Here is a 23,860-nt window from a genome sequence, read left to right as displayed (position 1 = left end):
TCGCGTCACACGTCGAACTCGGCCGGGTCCGGCCCGATCCGCCGGCCCGCCGCGCCCGCGCCCAGGGCGTCCAGCGCCGCCATGTCGGCGGCCGCCAGCTCGAAGCCGAACACGTCCAGGTTCTCCCGGATGCGCGCGGGGGTCACCGACTTCGGGATCACGATGTTCCCGTGCTGCAGGTGCCAGCGCAGCACCACCTGCGCGGCGCTGCGGCCGTACGCGGCGGCGATCGCGGCCACGGCCGGGAGCGTCAGCAGCTCCTTGCCCTGGCCCAGCGGGGACCAGGCCTCGGTGGCGATTCCGCGGCCGGCGTGCTCGGCGCGCAGCTCGGCCTGCGGGAAGAGCGGGTGCAGCTCGACCTGGTTCACGGCCGGGACCAACTCGCTCTCGGCGGCGAGCCGCTCAAGGTCGGCCGGGCGGAAGTTCGACACGCCGACCGCCTTGGCGCGGCCGCTCGCCGCGATCTCCTCGAAGGTCTTCCAGATGGCGACGAAGTCGTCGCGCATCGGGCGCGGCCAGTGGATCAGGTACAGGTCGACGTGGTCCAGGCGCAGCTTGGCGAGGGAGTCGTCGAAGGCGCGCAGCACCTGGTCCCGGCCCCACGTCTGCTTCGGGCCGTTCCACAGCTTGGTGGTGACGAACAGCTCCTCGCGCGGCAGCCCGGAAGCGGCGACGGCCTTGCCCGTGCCCTTCTCGTTGCGGTAGATGGCGGCCGTGTCGATGCTGCGGTAACCGACCTCCAGGGCGGTCCCGACGGCGCGCTCCGCCTCCGCGTCCGGCACCTGCCAGACGCCGTAGCCGAGCTGGGGCATGAGCGTGCCGTTGTTGAGCTTGATGGCGGGGACCTGGTTCACGTCTGGTCGTTCCCTCACGTCGGAGCGTTGATGCGTCGGTGCGGTGATGCGGCGGTCGTGGAGCGTCGCACAAGGGGCGATAACCGGCCCCTCGTACGACGTATTCCCGCCAACTTTCCGTGCGCGCCCTCACGCGGTCCCGAGGTACGCCTCCCGCACCAGCGGGTTCGCCCGGACCTCGGCCGCAGTGCCCTCGGCCAGCACCGTCCCGAGATCCAGTACGACGACCCGCGCGCACAGCTCCATCACGAAGGCCACGTTGTGCTCGACCAGCAGCACCGCGCAGCCCTCCCGCTCCGCCAGCACCCGCACGACCTCCGCGAGCCGGCCGCGCTCGGGCGCGGACATGCCCGACGCCGGCTCGTCCAGCAGCAGCACCCGGGGCGGATCGGCCACCGCACGGGCCAGCTCCACCATCCGGGCCTGCCCGACGGGCAGCCCGCCGGCGTACGAGGCCCCGAGCGCGCCGATCCCGCAGTCGGCCAGCACCCGCTCGCCGCGGGCCCGGCGCTCGCGCTCCCGGGCCCGCCGGGCCGGCAGGGCCAGGAGATCGGCGGCCGGCCCGCCCCCGCCGCCCCGCCACTCCTGCGCCACCAGCATGTTGTCGGCCACGCTCAGCTGGCCGAACAACTGCTGCCGCTGGAACGTCCGGCGTATCCCGTGCCGGGCCCGCCAGACGGGGGAGCGGCGGGTGACGTCCGCCCCGTCCAGCAGCAGCCGCCCGTGGTCGGGGCGGCGGATCCCGGACAGCACGTCGAACAGCGTGGTCTTCCCGGCGCCGTTCGGCCCGATCAGCCCGCACACCTCGCCCGCGCGCACCCCGAGATCCACCCCGGTCAGCGCCCGGACGCCGCCGAAGCGCACACCGACCCCGCGGGCCTCCAGTACGTACCCGCTCCCGCTCATGTCGCCATCCCCAGGTAGGCCTCGGTGAGCCGGTCCGCCTCCACCTCGGCCCGGGGGCCGCACCAGGAGACCCGCCCCTGGGAGAGGTAGGCCACGGTGTCGGCGATCCCGAGGATCTCGGCCGCCTTCTCCTCCACCAGGAGCAGCGCCGTCCCCGCGTCGCGGAGCTCGGTGAGCAGCGCGTACACCTCCTCCACCACGCGCGGGGCGAGCCCGAGCAAAGGTTCGTCGGCGATCAGGACCGCGGGCGGCCGCTGGAGCAGCGGAGCCAGGGCCAGCATTTGCTGCTCCCCGCCCGAGAGCGCTCCGGCGGGGATCGCGCGCCGCTCGGCGAGCCGCGGGAAGCGGGCGTAGACGGCGGCCCGGGCGTCGGCGTCTTCCAGGTACAGGGCCAGGTTCTCCTCGATGGTGAGCGCGGGGAAGATCCCGCGTCCTTCGGGGGCGAGCAGCACCCCGGCCCGCGACCGGCGCACGGCCCCGTCCCGGGTCGCGTCCCGCCCGCCCACGTACACCGCCCCGGCCCCGACCGGCAGCAGCCCGGCGGCGACCCGGCAGGCGGTGCTCTTCCCGGCCCCGTTCGGTCCGAGCACGGCGAGGATCTCGCCCGCGCGGACGGTGAGATCGACCCCGTGCAGCACGAGCCCCCCGTCGTACCCGGCCGTGACGCCGCGCAGCTCCAGGGCAGGCCCTGCGGGACTTTCGGGGCTCAGCCCCGCGAGGCCGGGCTGGTTTGCCCGCAGGGCAGATTCAGCCTCGCCAGGGGGCCCCTCCCGGCGGTAGCTGGGGGAGTTCGAGGCGCGGGGGTCCGGGGGCGGAGCCCCCGAGGGGTCCGGGGCGGAGCCCCGGGAAGTGGCGGCGCGCCGCCGCGCCAGCCGCACCGGCACCGCCGCGCAGTACCCGTCCGGATCATTGGCCAGGGCCAACCCCGCCAGCCCGAACAGGATCACCGGCAGGTGCGCCGACGCCGTCACGTGGTCCGCCAGCACCCGCGGGGCGACGGCGAACACCAGCCCGGCCACCACCGCGTACTGCGGCCGGCGCACGCCCGCCGCCACGACCACCGCCAGCCACACCAGCCCGGTCATCGCCGTGAAGTCCGTCGCCGTGATCCGGGTGTTGTACGACGCGTACAGCACGCCCCCGAACCCGGCCAGCCCCGCCGACAGCGTGAACAGCAGCAGTTTCGTGCGCAGTACGGAGACCCCCGAGGCGACGGCCGCCGCCGGGGCCGACCGGACCGCCAGCATCGCCCGCCCCGACGGGGAGTGGCGCAGCGCGGTCAGCCCGGCCGCCACCAGCGCGACCAGGACCACCAGGGCCACCCCCAGCGCCCGGTCGTCGGAGAGGTCCACCGGTCCGAACACCGGCCGCGGGATCGACCATCCCGCATCGCCGTTGCGCAGCCAGCGCAGCTGGAACAGCACCTGATCGGCCAGGAAGGCCAGCGCCAGCGTGGCCAGGGCCAGGGACCTGCCCCCCAGCCGCAGCGCCGGCAGTGCGACGAGCGCCCCCAGTAGGGCCGCCGCGCACGTGCCCACCGCCAGGGCGGCCACGAAGGGCCAGCCCCGGCTCATGAGCAGCCCGGCCACGAGCGCGGCGCCGGTCACGAAGGTGCCCTGCGCCAGCGACACCATCGCCCCGAGCCCGGTCACCACCGTGAAGGACATGAACACGAGCGCGATGGCCAGCCCCTGCGCCAGCAGTCCGCTCCAGAAGGGGGTGGTCACGGTGTAGAGCGCCACGCACAGCGCTGCCGCACCCGCTGCCCACACCCCCCACCGTCGCCCCCACGAGGCCCCGGCCAGATGGTCGACCGGCGGCTCGTCCACGGCCGCGACCCCCGCCGTCCGCGCCGTACGGGTCAGTACCAGCAGCCCGCCGAACAGGATCAGGAAGGGCACGGCCGTCCGGAAGCCGGTGACGGACTCGGCGAAGGACGCGTACCCCGCCACCAGGTTCTGCAGCACCCCCAGCCCGAGTCCGCCCGCGAAGGCGAGCGGCACGGAAGCGAACCGTCCGATGACCGCCGCCGTGGCCGACACGAACAGGAAGAGGGTGAAGTCGTGCGCCGACAGACCGAGCAGCGGGGTCGCCAGCACACCTGCGAGGCCCGCCAGGCCCGACGCGATCATCCAGGCCACCGACGACAGCCGGTCGGCGCTGATGCCGCGCAGTTCGGTCAGCGAGCGGTTGTCGACGGCTGCCCGCAGCTGCAGCCCCAGCCGCGTGTGCCGCATCAGCACCCACAGGGCCACCGCCACCAGTGCCGTCACCACCCAGGTGATCAGCTGGTCGGAGTCGATGCCGACGCCGTCCGCGAGCTGCCAGGACCGCGCGGGGCTGGGCCCCACTCCCGGCAGCCCGAACTGGTTCTCCGCCGGCTTCACCGGCGCGCCCGCCTCCGCCAGCAGTTCCACCAGCCACAGCCCGGCGGCCGGCAGCGCCACCAGCAGCCCGATGGTGGCCACGATCTGCGCGGTCTCGCCGACCCGGGCGAGCCGCCGGAACATCAGCCGGTCCAGCCCCCAGCCGAGACCGGGGGCCAGGACGAAGACCACCAGGAGGGCGGCCGGGACGGCGGGCCAGCCCAGCCCCGAGTGCAGCTCGTAGAAGGTGAGCGCGCACAGGTAGGCGGTGGCCCCGTGCGCGAAGTTGAACAGTCCGGACGCCGAGTACGACAGCACCAGCCCGGTGGCGAGCAGTGCGTACAGGGCGCCGGAGACCAGACCGCTCAGTGCGAAGACGAGCAGATCCCCCATGCCGCGGCCCTACTTGAAGGGGATGGGTTCGTAGCACTTGAACGGTACGGAGACCTCGTACGCACCGTTCTTCAGCTGTACGAGCGCTCCGCAGCCGAAGCTGTCCTTCTGCCCCTTGGGCTCCGCGCGGTCGCCGACGAGCGTGCCGGTGTCGGAGAAGCCCTGTGCGGCGGCCTGGAAGGACTCGACGGTCAGCTCCTTGCCGGCCTTCTGCGCGATGGAGAGGAAGAGGTCGGCCGACATGTACCCGGTGAGGGTGTGCATGCTCAGCGGGACGTCCTGCCCGCCCGCGGCCGCCTTCACGTCGGCCTTGAACTGCGCCATCTTCGGGTCGGTCGACTCGAAGGGCTGGAACTGCAGCAGCACGTGCACCCCGTCGAGGGCCTGCTTGGTGGCGTCCTTGGCGAGCAGCCCGGGGTCGTAGTCGGTCGGGTCGGAGAGCAGTCCCTGGTAGCCGCTGCGCTTGAGCGCGGTGAACAGTCCGATGTTGTTCGGGGTCTGCATGACGGAGACGACGGCGTCCGGCGCCTTTCCGTCGTTGGCGGCGAGGATCTCCTTCACGTACGCGGACCAGTCGCTCGGGACGGCGGTGGCGGGCACGAAGGCCTTGGCGTAGGAGACCTTGAACCCGGCGCTGGCGAAGCCCTGCTGGAAGGTCCGGATGCCGAACTTGCCGGCGTCGCTGTCGTTGGCGATGATCGCGACCGATTTCCCCCGGGCCCCGCCGAGGATCTGACCGATGCCCTCGGGCCAGGTCTGGTTGAGGGTGCCGCCGGGGGTGGGGACCAGGCAGCCGTTGAAGCCGTAGATGTGCTGGGGTCCGCAGAAGGCGGGCAGGGTGCCCCAGCCGAAGGTGGGGACCTTCTCCTGCTCCAGGAAGTCGGCCCCGGAGAAGGTCACCGAGCTCATGGGGGAGACGGCGAAGACCTTGTCCTGCTGGACGAGTTTGCGGGCGGCGGCCAGGTTCTTGGCGGGGTCCTGACCGTCGTCCTCCGCGCCGAGGTAGTCGATCTTGCGTCCGTTGATCCCGCCCTCTGCGTTGGCCCGGAGGTAACGGGCCTTGGCCCCGAGGTCGGTGTCCTTCTTGCTGTAGCCGCTGGCGCTGGTCATCGACACGATCCCGCCGACCTTGATCGAGTCGTCGCTCACTCCGCGGGAGTTGCCCGTCGTGCCGCCGGGTGCACCGGGGGAGGTTCCGTTGGTGGAGGCGGAGTTGCAGGCGGAGACGAGCGCGAGGGCCGCCGCCGCGGCGGCCAGGGTGCGGATCGGTCGCAACATGTCGGGGATCCCCTCCGGTTGGAATCCCCGCATTCTGTGCGTGACCTGACGGTTCGTCAATATTGTCGACGAGTAGAAATGACGATCCGTCAGTTACGGGGTGCGGGCGCCCGGCGGACGGCCCGGACCTGCGTCGCGACGGCTCCCGGCCGGACCCGGCTCAGGAGGAGTACAGGGCCGCGACCTCCTTCGCGTACGCCTTCTCGATCGCCCGGCGCTTGAGCTTCAGCGAGGGGGTCAGCAGACCCCGCTCCTCCGTGAACTGCTCACCCAGCACCCGGAAGGTACGGATCGCCTCCGCCTGCGAGACCAGGGTGTTCGCGGCCACCACCGCCCGGCGCACCTCGGCCGTGAGCTCGGGGTCACCCACCAGCTGCGCCGCCGGCAACTGCGGGCGGCCGCGCATCGACAGCCAGTGCGCTATCCCGTCCATGTCCAGAGTGAGCAGCGCCGCGATGTACGGCCGGTCGTTGCCCACCAGCACGCACTGCGACACCAGCGGATGGGAACGGACCCGCTCCTCCAGCGCGGCGGGCGCGACGCTCTTGCCGTTGGAGGTCACCAGGATGTCCTTCTTGCGCCCGGTGATGGTCAGGTACCCGTCCGCGTCCAGCCGGCCCAGGTCGCCGGTGGCCAGCCAGCCCCCGCGCAGGACCGCCTCCGTGGCCCGGGGGTCGTTGAGGTACCCGGAGAAGATGTGGCTGCCGTGCAGCCAGACCTCCCCGTCGTCCGCGATGTGCACCGTACTGCCCGGAATCGGCCGCCCCACCGTGCCGTACTTGGTCGCACCGGGCGGGTTCGCGGTCGCCGCCGCGCACGACTCGGTCAGCCCGTACCCCTCGAACACCGTGATCCCGGCCCCGTCGAGGAACAGCCCCAGGCGGCGCGACATCGCCGACCCGCCCGACATGGCGTGCCGTACCCGGCCGCCCATCGCCTCGCGGACCCTCCCGTAGACGAGCCGGTCGAAGAGCTGGTGCTCCACGCGCAGCGCGGCCGACGGACCCGGCCCGGTGCCGAAGGCCTTGCGCTCGCGCGCCTCCGCGTACCGCACGGCCGTCTCCACCGCCCGGTCGAAGGGGCCCGTACGTCCCTCCGCCTCCGCCTTGCGGCGGGCGCCCGCGAAGACCTTCTCGAAGACGTGCGGGACGCCCAGTACGAAGGTCGGCCGGAAGGCGGCGAGGTCGGGCATCAACTCGGCCGCCGCCAGTACCGGTTGGTGGCCCAGCTTCACCCGGGCCCGGACGGCGGCCACCTCCACCATCCGCCCGAACACGTGGGCCAGCGGCAGGAAGAGCAGGGTGGACGGCTCCTCGCCCTGCCGGGCCTGGAAGACCGACTCCCAGCGGCTGACCAGGGTGTCGGTCTCGTACATGAAGTTGGCGTGCGTCAGCACGCACCCCTTCGGCCGGCCCGTCGTCCCGGAGGTGTAGATGACGGTGGCGGTCGCGCCCGGCGTCACGGCGCCCCGGTGGCGGTGCACGACGTCCTCGGCGACCCCGCGGCCGTCGGCGACGAGCTCGTCCACGGCCCCGGCGTCGAGCTGCCACAGCCGGCGCAGGTGGGGGAGCCGGTCGATGACCGATCCCACCGTCATGGCCTGGTCCTCGTCCTCGACCACGCAGGCCGTGCAGTCGGAGTCGAAGAGGATCCAGTGCACCTGATCGGCGGAGGACGTCGGGTACACCGGGACGGGCTGGGCGCCGATCGCCCACAGGGCGAAGTCGAAGAGGGTCCACTCGTACCGGGTGCGGGACATGACGGCGACCCGGTCCCCGAAGCGCACCCCCTGGGCCAGCAGTCCCCGGGCGAGCGCGAGCACTTCGACGGCCAGTTCCCGGGACGTCACGTCCCGCCAGAGGCCGTCGGTCTTCCGGCCGAGCACCACCCGGTCCGGCTCCTCGCGGGCGTGCTGGAAGACGATGTCGGCCAGGCCGCCGACGGGTGCGCCCGTGACGACCGGTGGGACGGTGATCTCGCGCAAGGCCCCGCTCCTCTCCGCGCGCCGCGGTGAACGTACCGCACGGTCAACAGGGGGTGACCGGCCTTCGGATACCTCCACAAGACCTCCCCAGTGATCACGGTGTTCACGCCGTTGACGTGCGACTGAGGCGGTCCGCGCCGGAGAGCACGGCCGCGGCCAGCGCCTCGGCCGCGGCTGACGGACGCGGCCCGCGGAGCAGGGCGAACTCCACCGGACCGAGCTCCGGCAGCCCGCCGACCCGCACCAGCCCGGGCGGGATCAGCCCCCGGGCGTGCGCCATCACGCCGAGCCCGGCCCGGGCCGCCGCGATCAGGCCGCTCAGGCTGCCGCTCGTGCATGCGATGCGCCACGCCCGCCCCTCCTGCTCCAGCACCTCCAGCGCCCGGGCGCGGGTGATTCCCGGGGGCGGGAAGACGATCAGCGGAACAGGGCGCTCCGGGTCCACCCGCAGTCCTTCCGCCCCGATCCACACCATCCGGTCCCGCCACACCAGCCGGCCCCGCTCGTCCCCCGGACCCCGCCGTTTCGCCAGCACCAGGTCGAGACGGCCCCCGTCCAGCCGCTCGTGCAGCGTTCCCGAGAGCTCCACCGACAGCTCCAGATCCACCTCGGGGTGCTCGTGCCGGAACCCTTCGAGGATCTCCGGAAGGCGCGTCAGCACGAAGTCCTCGGATGCCCCGAACCGCAGCCGCCCGCGCAGCCGGGTCCCCGCGAAGAAGGCCGCCGCCCGCTCGTTCGCCTCCAGGATCGTCCGCGCGAAACCGAGCAGCGCCTCACCGTCCTCCGTCAGCCCCACGCTGTGCGTGTCCCGGACGAACAGCGGCCGCCCCGTCGCCTCCTCCAGCCGCCGCACGTGCTGGCTGACCGTGGACTGCCCCACGCCGAGCCGCCCCGCGGCCTGCGTGAAGCTGAGCGTCTGGGCCACCGTGAGGAAGGTCCGCAACTGGACGGGGTCGTACATACCGCCACGCTAGCCGCTCATCACGATTCACGATGGCAGTGAGTGCGGTGTGCGGGTTTCCCGATGAACGCCCACCGCCCACCATGAGGGGGAGAACCCCTCGCCGACAGCAAGTGAGCACCCCCGCATGCGCCGCCCGCACCTCCCCGACCGGCTGCCGCTGGACCCGTACGTCCTGGCCCTGCTCGCCACCGTGGGCCTCGCCGCCCTGCTCCCCGCCCGCGGCCCGGCCGCCACCGCCGCCGACCTCGCCTCCACCTCGGCCGTGGCCCTGCTCTTCTTCCTCTACGGCGCCCGGCTCTCCACCCGCGAGGCCCTCGACGGCCTGCGCCACTGGCGGCTCCACCTCACGGTGCTCGCCTGCACCTTCGTACTCTTCCCGCTCCTCGGCCTGGCCGCCCGCGGCCTCGTCCCCGGCCTCCTCACCGCCCCGCTCTACGGCGGCCTGCTCTTCCTCTGCCTGGTCCCCTCGACCGTGCAGTCCTCCATCGCCTTCACCTCGATCGCCCGCGGCAACGTCCCCGCCGCGATCTGCGCCGGCTCCTTCTCCAGCCTGGCCGGCATCGTCCTCACCCCCCTCCTCGCCGCCGCCCTGCTCGGTGGCGACGCCGGCGGCTTCTCCCTCGACTCCCTCCTCAAGATCACCCTCCAACTCCTGCTGCCCTTCCTCCTCGGACAGGCCCTGCGCCCCCGGGTCGGCGGCTTCCTCGCCCGCCACCGGCAGGTCCTCGGCTACGTCGACCGCGGCTCGATCCTGCTCGTCGTCTACGCCGCCTTCAGCGCGGGCGTGGTCGCGGGCATCTGGCACCGGGTGAGCCTCCCGCGGCTCGCCGCCCTGCTGCTCGTGGAGGCCGTGCTCCTCGCCGTCATGCTCCTCGCCACCTGGTACGGAGCGGCCCGCCTCGGCTTCGGCCGCGCGGACCGCATCGCCATCCAGTTCGCCGGGTCGAAGAAGAGCCTGGCCGCCGGACTCCCCATGGCCAGCGTGCTGTTCGGGGCCCACGCCGCCCTCGCCGTGCTCCCGCTGATGCTCTTCCACCAGATGCAGCTGATGGTCTGCGCCGTCATCGCCCGGCGCCGCGCCCACGACCCGCTGCCCGAACTCGCCGCCGACCGTGTGGCGGACGTCTCGCCCGCGCTCGAACGGCCCGCGCCCCGGGCCCGTTAACGTTCGGTGGTGACCTGGATACGCCCGCTCGCCGCGCACGCCGAACGCCCCTGCACGCTGGTGGTCTGCCGCGGCTGCTGCTGCGGTGACCCCCGCAAGAACCCCGGCTCCGACCACGCCGGTCAGCTCGCCCGGCTGCGCGAGGCCGCCGCCGCATCCGGGGGCCGCCTGGCCGTACGTACCAGCGAGTGCCTCGGCCCCTGCGCCCAGGCCAACGTCATCGTGGTCCAGCCCACCACCGAGGCCCGCCGCCGCGGCGCCCGCGCGACCTGGTTCGGCTGGGCCCTGGACGACACCGCGACCGACGAGATCATCGCCTGGGCCGAATCCGGCGGCCCGGGCACCACCCCGCTCCCGCCCACCCTGGACCTCCACCGCATCGACCCGCCGACCCCGAAGCCGGCCAAGGACTCCCCGCGCCGCGTCCGTCGGGGGCGCTGAGGTGCAGAACCTCGCCCGCGCAGTGATCGTCCTGTTCGCCCTGCTGGTCGCTCTGGTGATCCGGCTGGCCCTGTCCCTCGACGTGGAAGACGGCAAACCCTCCGTTCCGCTGACGGCGCAGGACGTCACGGGCACGTGGCAGGGCGACCACGGAGCCCGGCTCGAGGTGCTGGCCGGCGGCCGGGTCCGCATCACGGAGCTCTCGGGCTGGAGCTGCGGCCAAGGCCCGCAGCCGGGCACGTTCACCGGCGAGGGCAGCTGGACCATCAACCAGCGTTCCGACGAGGACCCGGGGATCCTGATCCTGATCAAGTTCACCGCCGACGGAACGCCCGCAGTGCAGACCTGCGACGGTCGGTTCACGCCCCGCGGCGCCGGCGAGGGGGGCACCGCAGGAGACGGCAGCGACGTGCGGGCCTCGTTCATGGGCAGCTACGAACAGGGCGGGGAGCTGTTCCGGCGTACTGCTACAGGGTGATCCGCTCCTCGCCCGCGTAGATGTTCATGTCCGGTCCCCGCAGGAAGCCGACCAGCGTCATCCCCGATTCCAGGGCAAGGTCCACCGCCAGCGAGGACGGCGCCGAGACGGCCGCCAGCACCGGGATGCCCGCCATCACGGCCTTCTGCACCAGCTCGAAGGAGGCCCGGCCCGACACCAGCAGGACCGCGCCCGCCAGCGGGAGCCGCCCGGACTGGTACGCCCGGCCCACGATCTTGTCCACCGCGTTGTGCCGGCCGACGTCCTCCCGCAGGTCGAGCAGCTCGCCCTGGGCCGTGAACAGCCCGGCCGCGTGCAGTCCGCCCGTACGGTCGAAGACCTTCTGGGCCGCGCGCAACCGGTCCGGCATCGCGCTGAGGACCTCCGCGGACACCCGTACCGGATCGGCGGCGATCCCCGGGAAGCGGGTCGCCGTACGGACCGCGTCCAGGCTGGCCTTCCCGCACAGGCCGCAGGAGGAGGTGGTGTAGACGTTCCGTTCCAGGGTGATGTCGGGCACCGGGACCCCGGCGGCCAGCTGGACGTTCACCACGTTGTAGGTGTTCGAACCCTCCTCGGTCGCCCCCTCGCAGTAGGTGACGGCCTGCACGTCCGAGGCGGCGCCGAGCACGCCCTCGCTGACCAGGAAGCCCACTGCCAGGGCGAAGTCGTCGCCCGGCGTCCGCATCGTGATGGCCAGCGGTTTGCCGTTCAGGCGTATCTCCAGCGGCTCCTCGGCCACCAGTGTGTCCGGCCGGACACCCGCCCCGCCGTTCCGGATCCGGACGACGCGACGGCGCTCGGTGACCCGTCCCATGGTGATCAGCCCACCCCTTCTGTTCTCGCCTGTGTTCTTGCCGGCTCCCGACAAGCTCATTGTCCCGGTTCCGCTTCCGGCGACGCCCCCGGCAGGTGGATCCTCGGGAAGCTCCAAAATCCGGGGCCGGAATCCTGTCGGGTCACACGCACACGTACCCACCAGTAGCAGGCGAAGCTGGGTGATCCTGACTTCCGTACAAGGGGGGACCCCGCCCATGACCGGTTCACGCGTGGTGGCGCTAGGGCACTACCAGCCCGCGAAAGTGCTCACCAACGAGGACCTCGCGGCCATGGTGGACACCACCGACGAGTGGATCCGGTCCCGCGTCGGCATCCGCACGCGCCACATGGCTGGCCCGGACGAGCCGGTGGACGAGCTCGCCTACCAGGCTGCGGGCAAGGCGCTGGCCGGCGCCGGCCTGACCCCGGACGACATCGACCTGGTGCTGGTCGCCACGTCGACCGCGATCGACCGTTCGCCCAACATGGCCGCGCGCGTCGCCGCCAAGCTGGGCATGGGCGGCGGCCCCGCCGTGATGGACATCAACGTCGTCTGCTCGGGCTTCACCCATGCCCTGGCCACCGCCGACCACGCCATCCGGGCCGGCTCCGCCACCCGCGCCCTGGTCATCGGCGCCGACAAGATGACCGAGATCACCGACTGGACCGACCGCACCACCTGCGTGCTCACCGGTGACGGAGCGGGCGCGGCCGTCGTCGAGGCCTGCGAGGAGCCGGGCATCGGCCCGGTCCTGTGGGGGTCGGTCCCGGAGATGGGCAACGCGGTCCGGATCGAGGGCTCGCCGCCGGTCTTCGCCCAGGAGGGCCAGTCCGTCTACCGCTGGACCACCAGCCAGCTCCCGCCGCTCGCCCGCAAGGTGTGCGAGAAGGCCGGGATCACCCCGGAGGACCTGGCCGCGGTCGTCCTCCACCAGGCGAACCTGCGGATCATCGAGCCCCTCGCCGCGAAGATCGGCGCCGTCAACGCCGTCGTCGCCCGCGATGTCGTCGACTCCGGCAACACCTCGGCCGCCAGCATCCCGATGGCCCTGTCGAAGCTGGTCCAGCGCGGCGAGATCCCCTCCGGCGCCCCGGTCCTCCTCTTCGGCTTCGGCGGCAACCTCTCCTACGCGGGCCAGGTCATCAGCTGCCCGTAGGCGTCGCGGTGCAGCCCGGGGTCCAGCGGACCTCGGCTCCCAGCGTTCCCAGCAGCACGACGACGAGCGCCACCAGCTGCCAGAGCCCGGAGGCGCCCGTGCCGACCGGGACCGTCGCCAGGACGAGCACCAGCGCCGCCGCCCGGAACCGGGCCGGGCCGATCCCGAGGACGGCCCGGAAGGCCAGGTCACCGGCGAGGTAGACGGCGACCCCGCCCGCGAGGGCGAGCGCCGGGCCGGTGTGCAGGTGCTCGCCCAGGTGTCCGATGGTCTTCTTGACACCGGCCGCGAAGGCGGCGATCCCGAGCAGCATGGGCAGGAAGGCGTAGTAGTAGGCGAGCATCGCCAGCTTGAAACGGTTCTCGGGCGGTGTCTCGGCGAAGACCTCCTCGGCCCGGCCCTCGTCGCGCACGAAGTACATCCACCACAGCGCCGACGCGACGGCGAGTGCGAGGAAGGCGCCCCCGGCGATCCCCAGGGACAGCGGCAGCGAGCCGGTCCCGATGCCGATCGCGATGACGGACTCGCCGAAGACGATGATCAGCAGTAGCCCGTGCCGCTCCACGAGGTGCCCGGAGCTCATGCCGCCGAGCTGGTCGCTGACGGTCGTCACCGCGGTCACGGCCTCGGCGGGCTCCGCCCCGCTCGCCGCCACCCGCTGCACCAGCTGCGGCACGGCGAACTGGATCAGCAGGGCGAGCATCCACAGCCCCCAGGCGGGCGGCCCGTCGAAGAACCCGGCGGCCAGCACCGACAGCGCGCACAGCATGTTGGGGAGCGCGAACCAGAGCACTCCGGACCCGTGCGCCTGTGTGTAGAGGGCGCTGTGCACGAGGACCACGAACACGTACCCCAGGCCGAAGGCGATTCCGCCGGCGCCGAACGCGGTCGGCACGGCCAGCGCGCACACCAGGAACGCCCCCATGGCCAGCATCAGCAGCACCCGCCGGACCGTCCGGTCCGGCGGCACCTGGTTGGTCAGGTGTGCGTAGCCCCCGTACATCCAGAACAGGACGGTGAAGATCAGCACCACCTGCCCCGCGCCCCGCAGGCTCAGGTCGTCCGCCAGAAGCACCGTCAACTGCGTGATGGTGAAGACGAAGACGAGGTCGAAGAACAGCTCCAGCGTGCTGACGCGGTGCTCGGATTCCATGCGCGGCTCCCCCGGACGTGTGCGCAGCCATCCGACCGCCCGGCTCCCCCTGATGTCCAGCCGGTATCAGCATCCGGAAGTGGACGCGATGCATCCCCTTCTCCCCGCCGTCGGGACCGGGCCGCCGCCCCGACGGTGGCGAGACAGACCGTCTCGCTACGGCCTTCGGTGCATGCGTGCAGGTCAGCCCGGCGTGGCGGAGGATCGCCGCCCGGATAAGTGGTCGGAGACCCGCCGATCCTTTGCTATTGTTGTCCATGTCGCCGCGGGAAACCGGGGCCGACCACCTAGTCCGGGTGGCGGAATGGCAGACGCGCTAGCTTGAGGTGCTAGTGCCCTTTATCGGGCGTGGGGGTTCAAGTCCCCCCTCGGACACAAGAAGCAGGAGCCCCACACATAGTGTGGGGCTCCTGCTGTTTTCCCCGGGGGGCGGAGATGAACGCGGAACGGGCGCCACTGCGGTACGCCTGCGACATCACGGAGGACGACCTCTGGGAGGTCTACGAGTTCCTGTACCCGCGGCTGGAGGCCCTGGAAGCCGGCCACGCTCCTGGCACCGACGAACACAGGGCGGCCGATGCGCTGGCCCGGATGCTGTCCAGCGCCGTGCTGCACCTGGAGTGGGACGTCCGGGCGCGGTTCTGGAGGCCCTACCGCAACAGGCGGGGTTCCACGCCGGTCCTCGTGTGGGCGCCGCCGCCCGAGGCCGTGCTCAACGCCCAGGACGAGTGGCGCCTCGACAAGATTCGTGAGAACTGGAACGCCCTCTGCGACGGCCTGCAGGTCTGGCGCGACTGCGAAGGCTACGACCCCGAACGCTGGCACAGGGTCGAGTTCCGCGACGCCATTGCCGCGGCCGAGTACCAGCGGCGCTGCGAGGAGCTCGGCCTCAGGCCCAGGAAGCCCTCCTGACCCCCTTGTCGGCCTGGCGGTGGAGCCGGCGCCGGCCCGTCGTCACGTACCCAGGACCACCAGACCCGTCGGGTCCGTCGGGCGGGTCAGGCTGCCCGGGGTCACCGACGTGAAGGTGTGGGGGAGGGACAGCCGGGGGGTGGCGCCGTCCGGGGCGGCTTCGAAGAGGTAGGCCGCCGCGGTCGTGGTGTCGCTGACCAGGTGCGGGCCGTGCGCTGCCGCCGCGGCCTCCGCGAGCGGGGTGCGGAAGAGCAGCCGGAGCTGGCGCAGGGTCTCGGGGGTGACGGGGGTGACCGGGGCCCGCAGCGGCCGGGGCTCGGGCCGGCCGGGCGCGGAGCCGGGTTCGACGGCGGGGGCGGCGGGGGCGTCCGGGGGGATCGCGCCGGTCAGGAGCAGGGCGAGGAGGATCGGTACGGCCTTGCGCCGCAACGCCGCGGTGGCCGAGCGCAGTCGGTGGGCATGGGCTGCGGGCAGGGACAGCGCCAGGCTGCCCGCGGCGCCGCCCGTGGCGATGGGAACGGCCGAGCAGACGACCCCCGGGGAGTACTCGAGCAGGTCGAAGACGGGCGCGCCCGGAGCCACCGCGTCCAGCGCCGTGAACAGGGCCCGGCTGTCGGTGATGGTCTGCGCGGTGAGCCGGGCGGGCCGGTGCCGGGCCACGTGGTCGGCGCGGCGGTCGTGGTCGAGCTGGGTCAGCAGGCACTTGCCGACCGCGCTGGCATGCGCGGCGTCCCGGAAGTCGACCCACTCCCGGACCGGCGGGGTCGCCGGCCCGGCCGCCATCTGCGTGATGTGGACCTCGCCCCCCGCGTACCGGCTGAGGTACACCGCGGCGCCGGCGCTGTCCCGGGCCAGGGCCAGGGTGCGCTGGAGCTGCCCGGCCAGGCCGTGGCCGCCGGGGGCGGCGAGCCGGTCCAGGGCCGGGCCGCGCCCGTACACCCCCGCCCCCGGCCGGTACGCGTACTCCTCCTCGCACAGCATCGCCAGGAGGGGGCGCAGCTCCGCCTCCGCGAGGCCCGACTCCCGCGCGAGCTGGCCGGCCCGTACCCCCAACGGATGCTGTTCCAGGACGCGTACGACGGCCAGCGCACGGCGGGCCTCCGCCAGCGCCTCGCCCGTACCGCCCCGTACGGCGGTCCCGCGGGCCGCGGCCGTCAGCGCGGGGTGACGCAGCGGGCCCGCGGCCGGCCGGGCCGCCGTCACCGGCGCGACGACCGTGACGGGCTGCTGCGGCAAGAACGCGGCGAGCACCCCGGACAGCCCCGGCCTCGGCAGCGGCACCGGGCCCAGGTCGGGATCCTCGAGCTGGTCGACGTAGCGGAGCACGGCCGCCTGCGTGCACAGCCGGACCTCCCGCAGATCCCGTCGGCCCCCCGGCCGGAAGCCGCGCCGGCTCAGCTCGCGCGCCCAGTGCCGGGCGTCGTGGTGCTCGCCGCGCCGGGAGTGGTCGAGGAAGAGGCAGTACGCGGCCGCGGAGGTCCGCGGGCTCCCGGAGCCGGCGGCGAACTGCCACCAGAAGCGGGCTCCTTCGCGCAGCCCGGCCAGGTGCAGCAGGCAGCCGAAGACGGCCGCCCCGGCCAGATCGGCGTGTCCCTCGGTGAAGAAGGAGTCGAGGTGCGCCGCGGCCCCGGGCGCGCACGCGGAGGCGAGGCAGACGGCCTTGAGGTCGCGCCGGGCCCGTTCGGCGTCGAGCGGGCAGTCCCGGGCGGGGTCGCTCCAGCCGTGCACCGACCGGCGCCGGGCGCGGTGTCCGGAGGCGGTCGGGTGCGGTCTGGCGCGCAGCAGCCGGGCCTCGGCGGCGCCGAGGTCGTAGTACCGGTAGCGGTCGCGGACGCCCGCCCGGGCCAGGAACTCGGCCAGGGAGCGGGGGACCGGGTCGCCGTCCTGCCGCTCCTGCCGTTCGTAGCGCCTCATGATTCGGCTGGTTCTTCGGCTGATTCGGCGGATTCTGCTGATTCGGGCGACGTGGCGGATGCGGTGGACGTGGCGAGCAGGCGGGCGAGCCGCCGGTGGGCCTGTCCGAGGTAGGAGCGGACCGTGGCCTCGTCGACCCCCATCACGGCTGCGGCCTCACCGGGGGTGCACTGGAGCCCGTACCGCAGCAGTACGGAGTCGCGTTGCCGCTCGGCGAGCCGGGAGACGGCGGAATAGAAGCGGATGGTGTCGGTCAGCACCTCGTACTGATCGGCGTGGGCCTCCTTGAGGGTGGCCTCGAAGGCGCTGATGTCCATCGGCTCCGGTCGTTGCTGCCACGGATGGCGTCGGCGCTGCCGGTCGACCAGGCAGTGCTTGAGGACGGTCCAGGCGTAGGCGTCGAGGCGGTCCATGTGGAGCATCCGCAGCCACTCGCCCATGATCGAGTCGAAAGCGGCGTCGACCGCCTCCTCCGCCGCCGCGTCGGAGCCCAGCTGCAGATACGCGAAGCGCATGTACGCGGGCCGCCGATTGGCGTGGAAGGCCCAGTACGACAGGCGCGCCGTCGGATCCCACTGGCTCATGGGAGTCGGCCGCCGACGCCGGCTCGGTAGTCCCACGGCCCCACCGGACTCCTCCGGTCCGCCATCGTTCACCGCTCCACCTCATCCCCTGTGACGAACAGGAAAGCAGCGCGGGCGCACTCGGAGGGCGCAGAGAAGAAAGCTGGAAGCAATACGTCGCGGATGATCGACCCGTGATCGATCTCGATCACGCACGGCTCCAGCCAGCACGTATGCATATGCCCGCTGACGGTGCCAGAGCAGGTGTCGCTGTCGCCGCCGTCGCCACGGTCGTCGTTGCCGTCGCCCGGGCACCGGTCGGGTGCGCCGCGGTCCGGCTGTAACATGTGCCTGATCGCGAGGGCCGTGACGGAGAGGTCACTGCCCTCGCTTTTGCTTTACGTCCACCCATGAACAAATGCGGCGCGTGGCCTCGCGGCGGTTCGATACGATGAACCGCATTCACAATCCGTTACGTCACGTTGTACCGCACATAGGAAATGGAGCATCCGAGGATGGCTCGACACCTGATCACCAGCGCGCTTCCGTACATCAACGGGATCAAGCACCTGGGCAACATGGTCGGGTCGATGCTTCCGGCGGATGTGTACTCCCGGTACCTCCGCCAGCGCGGCCACGACGTCCTCTACATCTGCGCCACCGACGAGCACGGCACCCCCGCCGAACTCGCCGCCAAGGAGGCCGGCGTCTCGGTCTCCGAGTTCTGTGCGCAGGCCCACGACGCCCAGAAGGCGGTCTACGACGGCTTCGAGCTGTCCTTCGACTACTTCGGCCGCAGCTCCTCCGCGCAGAACCGCGAGATCACCCAGCACTTCGCGCGCAAGCTGCAGGAGAACGGGTTCATCGAGGAGCGCGCGATCCGGCAGGTGTACTCGCCGGTCGACGGCCGTTTCCTGCCGGACCGCTACGTCGAGGGCACCTGCCCGCACTGCGGCTACGACAAGGCCCGCGGCGACCAGTGCGAGAACTGCACCCGCGTCCTGGACCCCACGGACCTGATCGAGCCCCGCTCGGCCATCTCCGGCTCCACCGAGCTGGAGGTCCGCGAGACCAAGCACCTCTTCCTCCTGCAGTCCAAGCTCCAGCACGAGGTCGAGGCCTGGGTCGCCGAGCACGAGGAGGAGTGGCCGCAGCTCGCCTCCTCCATCGCCCGCAAGTGGCTGACCGAGGGCCTGCACGACCGCGCCATCACCCGCGACCTCGACTGGGGCGTGCCGGTCCCGGCCGACACCTGGCCCGAGCTCGCCGCCGACGGCAAGGTCTTCTACGTCTGGTTCGACGCCCCGATCGAGTACATCGGCGCGACCAAGGAGTGGTCGGACCTGGACCCGGCGAACCGCGACTACACGTCGTGGTGGTACGAGGCCGAGGACGTCCGCTACACCCAGTTCATGGCCAAGGACAACGTCCCGTTCCACACGGTGATGTTCCCCGCCACCGAACTGGCCACCCGCGAGCCGTGGAAGAAGGTCGACTACGTCAAGGCCTTCAACTGGCTGACGTACTACGGAGGCAAGTTCTCCACCTCGCAGAAGCGCGGCGTCTTCACCGACCAGGCGCTGGAGATCCTCCCGGCCGACTTCTGGCGCTACTTCCTCATCGCCAACGCGCCCGAGTCCGACGACTCGTCCTTCACGTGGGAGCACTTCCAGGCCACCGTCAACAAGGACCTCGGCGGCACCCTCGGCAACTTCGTCAACCGCGTGCTGACCTTCTCCCGCAAGAAGTTCGGCGACGAGGCTCCCGCGGGCAGCCCCGCCGGCGAGGCCGAGGCCAAGCTGGGCGAGCAGATCGCGGAACTGCTGGCCGAGTACGAGGGCCACATGGACACCCTCCAGTACCGCAAGGCCGCGGCCGCGCTGCGCGCCCTGTGGTCGGCCGGAAACGCCTACCTCGACGAAAAGGCCCCCTGGACGGAGGTCAAGACCGACCTGGAGGGCGCCGCGCTCACCCTGCGCACCGCGATGAACCTCATCCACCTCTACTCGGTGGTCTCCGAGCCGTTCATCCCGGCCTCGGCGCGCGCGATGCGCTCCTCGTTCGCGCTCGCCGACGACACGGCCACGTGGATCACCCCGGAGCAGGCGCGGTCCCTGGACGCCGTTCCGGCCGGCACCCCGTTCACCGTCCCGCCGGTGCTGTTCGCGCGGGTCACCGAGGAGGACCTGGAGTCCTACCGCGAGCGGTTCGGCGGCAACCCCGAGGCCTGAGGCCCCGGAGGCCCGAGGCACGGAGGCCCGAGGCCCCTTGAGGGCCCGGTGACAGCCGAGTGAGGGGCACGACCCGCTGGGGTCGTGCCCCTCTCGCATGCCCGCAGGGAGGACGGGGGAGGGGCGACGGTAGGGGAAACCCCACCGCGGACCGTCCACCTGGCCGTGCAGACCCGGCCGGGGGCGCGCGGCTGGAATGGGCCCATGATCCCTTCCCGTACCGCCCGGTGGGCCACCGGCTGGTTGCTCTGGTTGCTCGCCGCCGCATGGGCGCTGTCCTTCCCGCTGTTCTCCTCGCTGGCGCCGCACCGGCTGTGGGGCTGGTGCGCCGCCACCGGATACCTCGGGGCCGCCGCGGCCACCGCACTCGGCCGCCGACGCGCGGCGCTCGCCGTCGCCCTGCTGGGCGCCGTCGCCGTACCCCTCCTGTGTCTGGTCCTGACCGGCCGGGGGCAATCGGAGGTGACGGTCATCGAACGGTCCGGACGGCTCCTGCTGGAGTCCGGTCGGCTCTACGTCGACCGGCCCGGGCACGTCGAGGAGTACACCCCCTACCTGCCGGGCATGGCGCTGCTCGGGGTACCGCGTGCGCTGCTGGGGGGCGACGGCGGCGGTGACGGCTGGGTGGTGCGCTTGCTGGGGGACGCCCGCATCTGGTGCGCGGCCGTGCTGTTCGGCTGCCTGGGGGCGGCCCGGCGGCTGCTGGTCGGTGGGGCCGGCGGCGGGACCGGCGGCGGACCGGTCGATGGGGCCGGCGGCGGGCCGGTCGGTGGGCCGGGCCGGCTGCTGCCCGTCCTGGTGGCCTCGCCGGTGGTGGCCCTGCCCCTGGCGGTGAGCGGGGTGGACCTGCCGCTGGCCGGGCTCTGCTGCCTGGCGCTGGCAGCGGCCGCCGCCGGGCGGCCCGTCCTTTCCGGGGCGGCCCTCGCCGGGGCGTGCGCACTGAAGTGGACGGCGCTGCCCGCGGTCGCGGTGGCCGTCGCCCTGCTCGCGGTCTGCCGGGGCGGGCGGGCGGCGGTGCGCTGCGCCCTGGTGGCGTTCGGCGGTACGGCCCTGCTGGTGCTGCCGGCCGCACTGCTCCAGCCGGCGGAGCTGTGGCGCCAGGTGTTCGCCTTCCCCACCGGGCGGGCGGAGGTGCCGACCCCGGCGAGCAGCCCGTTGCCCGGGCGCCTCCTGGCCGAACTGGGTTCCTGGGGCTGGTACCTGACGGTGGGTCTGCTGCTGGCGGGGGGTCTCGCGGTGACCCTCTCCCTGCTCCTCCGGCCGCCGCGTACGGTGGCGGCCGCCGCGGACCGCCTCGCCCTCGGCCTCACGCTGGCCTTCCTCCTGGCCCCGGCGGGCCGCTTCGGGTACCTGGCGCTGCCGGTCCTGCTGTCGGTCTGGGCCCGCTCGGTGGCCGTACCGGGCGTCTCGCGCGTGGTGGCGGGCTCGTACCGGCTCCGACCGTCGGACGGGCGGCCGCGGGTACGGAACGAGCGGGAGGGAGGACGTTTCGCCTGACGGCCCCTGCGCATTGGCTCGTTGCACTAGCCTTCGCTCCGTGGATCAGCTGATCGCCGAAGACCCGAGCCGTATCGGACCGTACCGCTTGATCGCCCGGCTGGGTGCGGGTGGCATGGGCCTGGTCTACCTGGGCCGCTCCGAGGGCGGCCGAACCGTTGCCGTGAAGGTGGTCCAGCCGGAGTTCGCCGGGAACCCCGAATTCCGCAGGAGGTTCGCGCGCGAGGTGGCCGCCGCACGGCGGGTGGGCGGCAGCTGGACGGCGGCGGTGCTCGACGCCGACACCGAAGCCGCCGTGCCCTGGGTGGCGACCCAGTACATCCCGGGGCCGGACCTGCAGACCGTGGTCGCCCGGCAGTTCGGCCCGCTGCCCGAGGACTCGGTGCGGACCCTCGCCAACCGGCTCGCCCATGCCCTGCGGGCCGTGCACGAGGCGGGCCTGGTCCACCGCGACCTGAAGCCGTCCAACGTGCTCGTCACCGTCGACGGGCCGCGGGTCATCGACTTCGGCATCGCGCGGGCGATGGAGAGCCTGACCGGCGACAGCCTGCACACCCGCACCGGCATGCTGATCGGCTCACCGGGATTCATGTCGCCGGAACAGGTCCGCGGTCTCGAACTGGGCCCCTCCAGCGACGTCTTCTGCCTCGGCGCGGTCCTCGTGTACGCCGCCACGGGACGCATGCTCTTCGGCGCCAAGAACTCCGGTCTGAACGCCCACCTCTTCCGGATCGCCGAGGAGGAGGCGGACCTGACCGGAGTACCCGAGTCGCTGGTCGAACTCGTCGGTGCGTGCCTGCACAAGGACCCGGCCCGGCGTCCCACCCCCGAGGAGGTGGCGGCGCGTACGGCGGCGGACGCCGCCGGGGAATGGCTTCCGGGCGCGGTGCTGGCCCAACTGGGCCGACATGCGGCGCGGCTGCTGGACTACGCCCCGGCGTCCCCGGCAGGAGCCGGAGCCGGCGGCGGGGCCCCTGCCGAGGGGACGCCTGCCGACGGGACGCCCGTCGAGAAGACGCCCGTCGAGAAGACGTCCGTCGAGAAGAAGCCCGTCGAGAAGACGCCGGACCCCCGCCTCGTGCCGGCACAGTCCCGGCAGGAAGCCCCGCCGCCCGCGACACCGCCCGCGTACGCCCCCACGGCGCCCGGTCACTTCGGTCCCGCGGGCGGCTTCGGTCCGCCCCCGGGCCCCCTCCCCGGCGACCCGTCCGTCCCCGCGCCCCCGCACCCGAGGCGCTGGTGGGGCCTCGCGGTCCTCGCCCTGACGCAGCTGCTGGTGCTCGTCGAAGCGACGCACTTCAACCTGCTCGTTCCGCAGATCCATGCCGACCTCGCCCTCAGCGCCGACGGCCTGGGCCCGGTCTTCAGCGCCTACCTGGTCGCCCTCGGCGGACTGCTGCTGCTCGGCGGACACCTCGTCGACCTGCTCGGGGCCCGGCGGATGCTGGTGGCCGGCCTGATCGGATTCGCTGCGGCCGACGTGCTCGGCGGCGCGGTCGGCAGCTCCGGACTGCTGATCACCGCCCGCGCCCTCCAGGGCGCCTTCGCCGCCCTGCTCGTCCCGGCCGCACTGTCCCTGGTGGCCACCGGATTCACCGACCCCCGGGAACGCGGGCGGGCCTTCGGGATCTACGCGGCGGTCGCCGCGGGCGGCGGTGCGTTCGGCGTGTTCACGGGAGGGTGGCTCGCCGAGACCCTGGACTGGCGCTGGGCCCTGTGGTCGGTCGTCCCGCTCGCCGTGCTCGCCCTGATCGGCGCGCTCACCCTGCTGCCGGCCCGTCCGGGCCGTACCGGAGCCCGGTTCGACGGACTCGGCGTACTCCTCGGCACGGCGGGATCCGCCGCCCTCGCCTACGGCCTCGCCGAGGCCCAGACCACCGGCTGGGCCGTCGTCCCGAGCCTGCTCCTGCTCGTGGGCGGCATCGCGCTGCTCGCCGCCTTCCTGTGGTGGCAGACCAGCACGTCCGGCACCCTGCTCCCGGCGTACGTCCTCGCCGACCGGAGCCGCCTCGCCTCCCTCCTGGCCGTCCTCTTCACCGGCGTCGCCCTGGTCGCCCTCCTCCCGGCCCTGGGCTTCTTCGCCCAGCAGATCCGCGGCGAGGGGCCTGCCGCGTCCGGGACGGCCCACCTGCCCCTGGTCGCCGCGGCCATCGTGGCCGCCACCCAGGTCTCCGCCCGCCTGCTGCCCCGTCTCGCGCCGCGCGTCCTGGTCCTGCCGGGCCTGGTGGTCACCGCCATCGGGCTGGCCCTGCTGGCCGGTGCGGGGGGTGCGTCCACCTACGCGACCGGGGTGCTGCCCGGCATGCTGCTCACCGGCGTCGGCCTGGGCCTGGCCCTGGCCCCCCTCTACGCCACCGCGACCGCCGGGGTGGCCCCGCGCCACGCGGGTGCGGCCTCGGCGGCCCTCGGCGCGGCCCACTACCTGGGGCAGGCGATCGGCGGGGCGGTGCTCGGCACCGTCCTGGTGAGCCGCCTGGGCCAGGTCTCGGACGACACCGATGTGTTCGCCCGGATGCTGGGCGCCTACACCACCACCCTCTGGTGCGCGGTCGGCGCCCTCCTGCTCGCGACCCTGCCGGCCGCCCTGCTGCTCAGGCCCGGCACCCCGCGCGGGGACACCCCCGAGGCCGTCCCTTCCGGATCTGGCCGAGCAACGGCCTAGATCTCGTGGAAGCCGCGCGCCGCGTCGTAGACGTCGGCCTCGATGAAGACCACGACGAACCTCGGCACGACGCAGTGGACCTCGACGCGGTCCTCTCCCGCCGCGCGGGTCACGGGGTCGTTC

General features: G+C 73.2%; 18 protein-coding genes, 1 tRNA gene and 1 pseudogene. 9 read left to right on the top strand and 11 right to left on the bottom strand.

Annotated elements, in window-relative coordinates:
* Window positions 1-5 precede the first annotated feature (5 nt).
* The 6 genes from OG386_RS10370 to OG386_RS10345 form a co-directional block, all read right to left on the bottom strand.
* Window positions 6-854 (bottom strand): aldo/keto reductase, encoded by an 849-nt coding sequence (locus OG386_RS10370; protein ID WP_328787878.1) that lies wholly within the window; start codon window positions 852-854, stop codon window positions 6-8.
* Between the two features lie 129 nt (window positions 855-983).
* Window positions 984-1,760: an ABC transporter ATP-binding protein gene (locus tag OG386_RS10365; protein WP_328787876.1), complete on the bottom strand. Its 777-nt coding sequence runs from the start codon at window positions 1,758-1,760 to the stop codon at window positions 984-986.
* Entirely contained in the window at window positions 1,757-4,519 is a 2,763-nt protein-coding gene (locus tag OG386_RS10360; protein ID WP_328787875.1) for an ABC transporter permease subunit, read from the bottom strand. Before OG386_RS10360 ends, OG386_RS10365 begins: the two co-directional genes overlap by 4 nt.
* 9 nt (window positions 4,520-4,528) lie before the next feature.
* Window positions 4,529-5,797, bottom strand: a complete 1,269-nt coding sequence (locus OG386_RS10355) for an ABC transporter substrate-binding protein (protein ID WP_328787874.1) — start codon at window positions 5,795-5,797, stop codon at window positions 4,529-4,531.
* Between the two features lie 160 nt (window positions 5,798-5,957).
* The gene (locus OG386_RS10350; protein WP_328787873.1) at window positions 5,958-7,781 is read right to left on the bottom strand and encodes an AMP-dependent synthetase/ligase; all 1,824 of its coding nucleotides are present in this window, start codon (window positions 7,779-7,781) and stop codon (window positions 5,958-5,960) included.
* 103 nt (window positions 7,782-7,884) lie between these two features.
* Entirely contained in the window at window positions 7,885-8,742 is an 858-nt protein-coding gene (locus tag OG386_RS10345) for a LysR substrate-binding domain-containing protein (RefSeq protein ID WP_328787872.1), read from the bottom strand.
* A 127-nt stretch (window positions 8,743-8,869) separates the two neighbouring features.
* Here OG386_RS10345 and OG386_RS10340 point away from each other — a divergent pair, with 127 nt between their 5' ends.
* From OG386_RS10340 to OG386_RS10330, 3 genes are read left to right on the top strand one after another with little or no spacing between them, the layout of a single operon-like run.
* Window positions 8,870-9,910 carry a bile acid:sodium symporter family protein gene (locus OG386_RS10340; RefSeq protein ID WP_328787871.1) on the top strand — a complete coding sequence of 347 codons (1,041 nt, stop codon included), beginning with the start codon at window positions 8,870-8,872 and terminating at the stop codon, window positions 9,908-9,910.
* A 9-nt stretch (window positions 9,911-9,919) separates the two neighbouring features.
* A complete protein-coding gene (locus OG386_RS10335) occupies window positions 9,920-10,351 on the top strand; it encodes a (2Fe-2S) ferredoxin domain-containing protein (protein WP_328787870.1) in 432 nt (143 codons plus the stop codon).
* Between the two features lies 1 nt (window position 10,352).
* The gene (locus OG386_RS10330) at window positions 10,353-10,829 is read left to right on the top strand and encodes a hypothetical protein (protein ID WP_328787869.1); all 477 of its coding nucleotides are present in this window, start codon (window positions 10,353-10,355) and stop codon (window positions 10,827-10,829) included.
* On the opposite strand, the gene fdhD is transcribed toward OG386_RS10330, so the two are convergent.
* The gene (gene fdhD, locus OG386_RS10325) at window positions 10,819-11,646 is read right to left on the bottom strand and encodes a formate dehydrogenase accessory sulfurtransferase FdhD (RefSeq protein ID WP_328787868.1); all 828 of its coding nucleotides are present in this window, start codon (window positions 11,644-11,646) and stop codon (window positions 10,819-10,821) included. The two genes, OG386_RS10330 and fdhD, sit on opposite strands and share 11 nt — an antisense overlap.
* Window positions 11,647-11,863: 217 nt before the next feature.
* Between fdhD and OG386_RS10320 the strand changes: the two genes are divergently transcribed.
* A complete protein-coding gene (locus OG386_RS10320; protein ID WP_327382326.1) occupies window positions 11,864-12,805 on the top strand; it encodes a beta-ketoacyl-ACP synthase III in 942 nt (313 codons plus the stop codon).
* On the opposite strand, the gene OG386_RS10315 is transcribed toward OG386_RS10320, so the two are convergent.
* Window positions 12,792-13,958, bottom strand: a complete 1,167-nt coding sequence (locus OG386_RS10315; protein ID WP_328787867.1) for a low temperature requirement protein A — start codon at window positions 13,956-13,958, stop codon at window positions 12,792-12,794. The two genes, OG386_RS10320 and OG386_RS10315, sit on opposite strands and share 14 nt — an antisense overlap.
* A gap of 290 nt (window positions 13,959-14,248) precedes the next feature.
* On the opposite strand from OG386_RS10315, the gene OG386_RS10310 reads away from it, so the two are divergent.
* Window positions 14,249-14,333 (top strand) — tRNA-Leu (locus tag OG386_RS10310).
* A gap of 60 nt (window positions 14,334-14,393) precedes the next feature.
* Window positions 14,394-14,870, top strand: coding sequence for a hypothetical protein (locus OG386_RS10305; protein ID WP_328787866.1), 477 nt, complete (start codon window positions 14,394-14,396; stop codon window positions 14,868-14,870).
* Between the two features lie 387 nt (window positions 14,871-15,257).
* Here OG386_RS10305 and OG386_RS10300 read toward each other — a convergent pair.
* The 3 genes and pseudogenes from OG386_RS10300 to OG386_RS10290 form a co-directional block, all read right to left on the bottom strand.
* Window positions 15,258-15,977, bottom strand: a pseudogene (locus OG386_RS10300) (IclR family transcriptional regulator domain-containing protein); the annotation flags it as partial.
* Between the two features lie 803 nt (window positions 15,978-16,780).
* Window positions 16,781-17,368 (bottom strand): sigma-70 family RNA polymerase sigma factor, encoded by a 588-nt coding sequence (locus OG386_RS10295; RefSeq protein WP_328787865.1) that lies wholly within the window; start codon window positions 17,366-17,368, stop codon window positions 16,781-16,783.
* A gap of 68 nt (window positions 17,369-17,436) precedes the next feature.
* The gene (locus OG386_RS10290; RefSeq protein ID WP_328787864.1) at window positions 17,437-17,694 is read right to left on the bottom strand and encodes a hypothetical protein; all 258 of its coding nucleotides are present in this window, start codon (window positions 17,692-17,694) and stop codon (window positions 17,437-17,439) included.
* 168 nt (window positions 17,695-17,862) lie between these two features.
* On the opposite strand from OG386_RS10290, the gene metG reads away from it, so the two are divergent.
* From metG to OG386_RS10275, 3 genes are all read left to right on the top strand, one after another.
* Entirely contained in the window at window positions 17,863-19,578 is a 1,716-nt protein-coding gene (gene metG, locus OG386_RS10285) for a methionine--tRNA ligase (protein WP_328787863.1), read from the top strand.
* A 204-nt stretch (window positions 19,579-19,782) separates the two neighbouring features.
* Window positions 19,783-21,075: a glycosyltransferase 87 family protein gene (locus OG386_RS10280; RefSeq protein WP_328787862.1), complete on the top strand. Its 1,293-nt coding sequence runs from the start codon at window positions 19,783-19,785 to the stop codon at window positions 21,073-21,075.
* A 40-nt stretch (window positions 21,076-21,115) separates the two neighbouring features.
* Window positions 21,116-23,737 (top strand): MDR family MFS transporter, encoded by a 2,622-nt coding sequence (locus OG386_RS10275; RefSeq protein WP_328787861.1) that lies wholly within the window; start codon window positions 21,116-21,118, stop codon window positions 23,735-23,737.
* Window positions 23,738-23,860: the final 123 nt, after the last annotated feature.

It is taken from the genome of Streptomyces sp. NBC_00273 (genome assembly GCF_036178145.1).
Taxonomy (GTDB): Bacteria; Actinomycetota; Actinomycetes; order Streptomycetales; family Streptomycetaceae; genus Streptomyces.
The sequence above is the reverse complement of the archived record's forward strand: the minus strand, read 5'-3'. Positions and strand labels throughout refer to the sequence as shown.

Bases quoted from the DNA above. Each gene is read 5' to 3' on its own strand.
- OG386_RS10365 (WP_328787876.1), bottom strand. From the start codon at position 1,760: ATGAGCGGGAGCGGGTACGTACTGGAGGCCCGCGGGGTCGGTGTGCGC.
- OG386_RS10360 (WP_328787875.1), bottom strand. From the start codon at position 4,519: ATGGGGGATCTGCTCGTCTTCGCACTGAGCGGTCTGGTCTCCGGCGCC.
- OG386_RS10355 (WP_328787874.1), bottom strand. From the start codon at position 5,797: ATGTTGCGACCGATCCGCACCCTGGCCGCCGCGGCGGCGGCCCTCGCG.
- OG386_RS10345 (WP_328787872.1), bottom strand. From the start codon at position 8,742: ATGTACGACCCCGTCCAGTTGCGGACCTTCCTCACGGTGGCCCAGACG.
- OG386_RS10340 (WP_328787871.1), top strand. From the start codon at position 8,870: ATGCGCCGCCCGCACCTCCCCGACCGGCTGCCGCTGGACCCGTACGTC.
- fdhD (WP_328787868.1), bottom strand. From the start codon at position 11,646: ATGGGACGGGTCACCGAGCGCCGTCGCGTCGTCCGGATCCGGAACGGC.
- OG386_RS10320 (WP_327382326.1), top strand. From the start codon at position 11,864: ATGACCGGTTCACGCGTGGTGGCGCTAGGGCACTACCAGCCCGCGAAA.
- OG386_RS10315 (WP_328787867.1), bottom strand. From the start codon at position 13,958: ATGGAATCCGAGCACCGCGTCAGCACGCTGGAGCTGTTCTTCGACCTC.
- OG386_RS10305 (WP_328787866.1), top strand. From the start codon at position 14,394: ATGAACGCGGAACGGGCGCCACTGCGGTACGCCTGCGACATCACGGAG.
- OG386_RS10295 (WP_328787865.1), bottom strand. From the start codon at position 17,368: ATGAGCCAGTGGGATCCGACGGCGCGCCTGTCGTACTGGGCCTTCCAC.
- OG386_RS10290 (WP_328787864.1), bottom strand. From the start codon at position 17,694: ATGTTACAGCCGGACCGCGGCGCACCCGACCGGTGCCCGGGCGACGGC.
- metG (WP_328787863.1), top strand. From the start codon at position 17,863: ATGGCTCGACACCTGATCACCAGCGCGCTTCCGTACATCAACGGGATC.
- OG386_RS10280 (WP_328787862.1), top strand. From the start codon at position 19,783: ATGATCCCTTCCCGTACCGCCCGGTGGGCCACCGGCTGGTTGCTCTGG.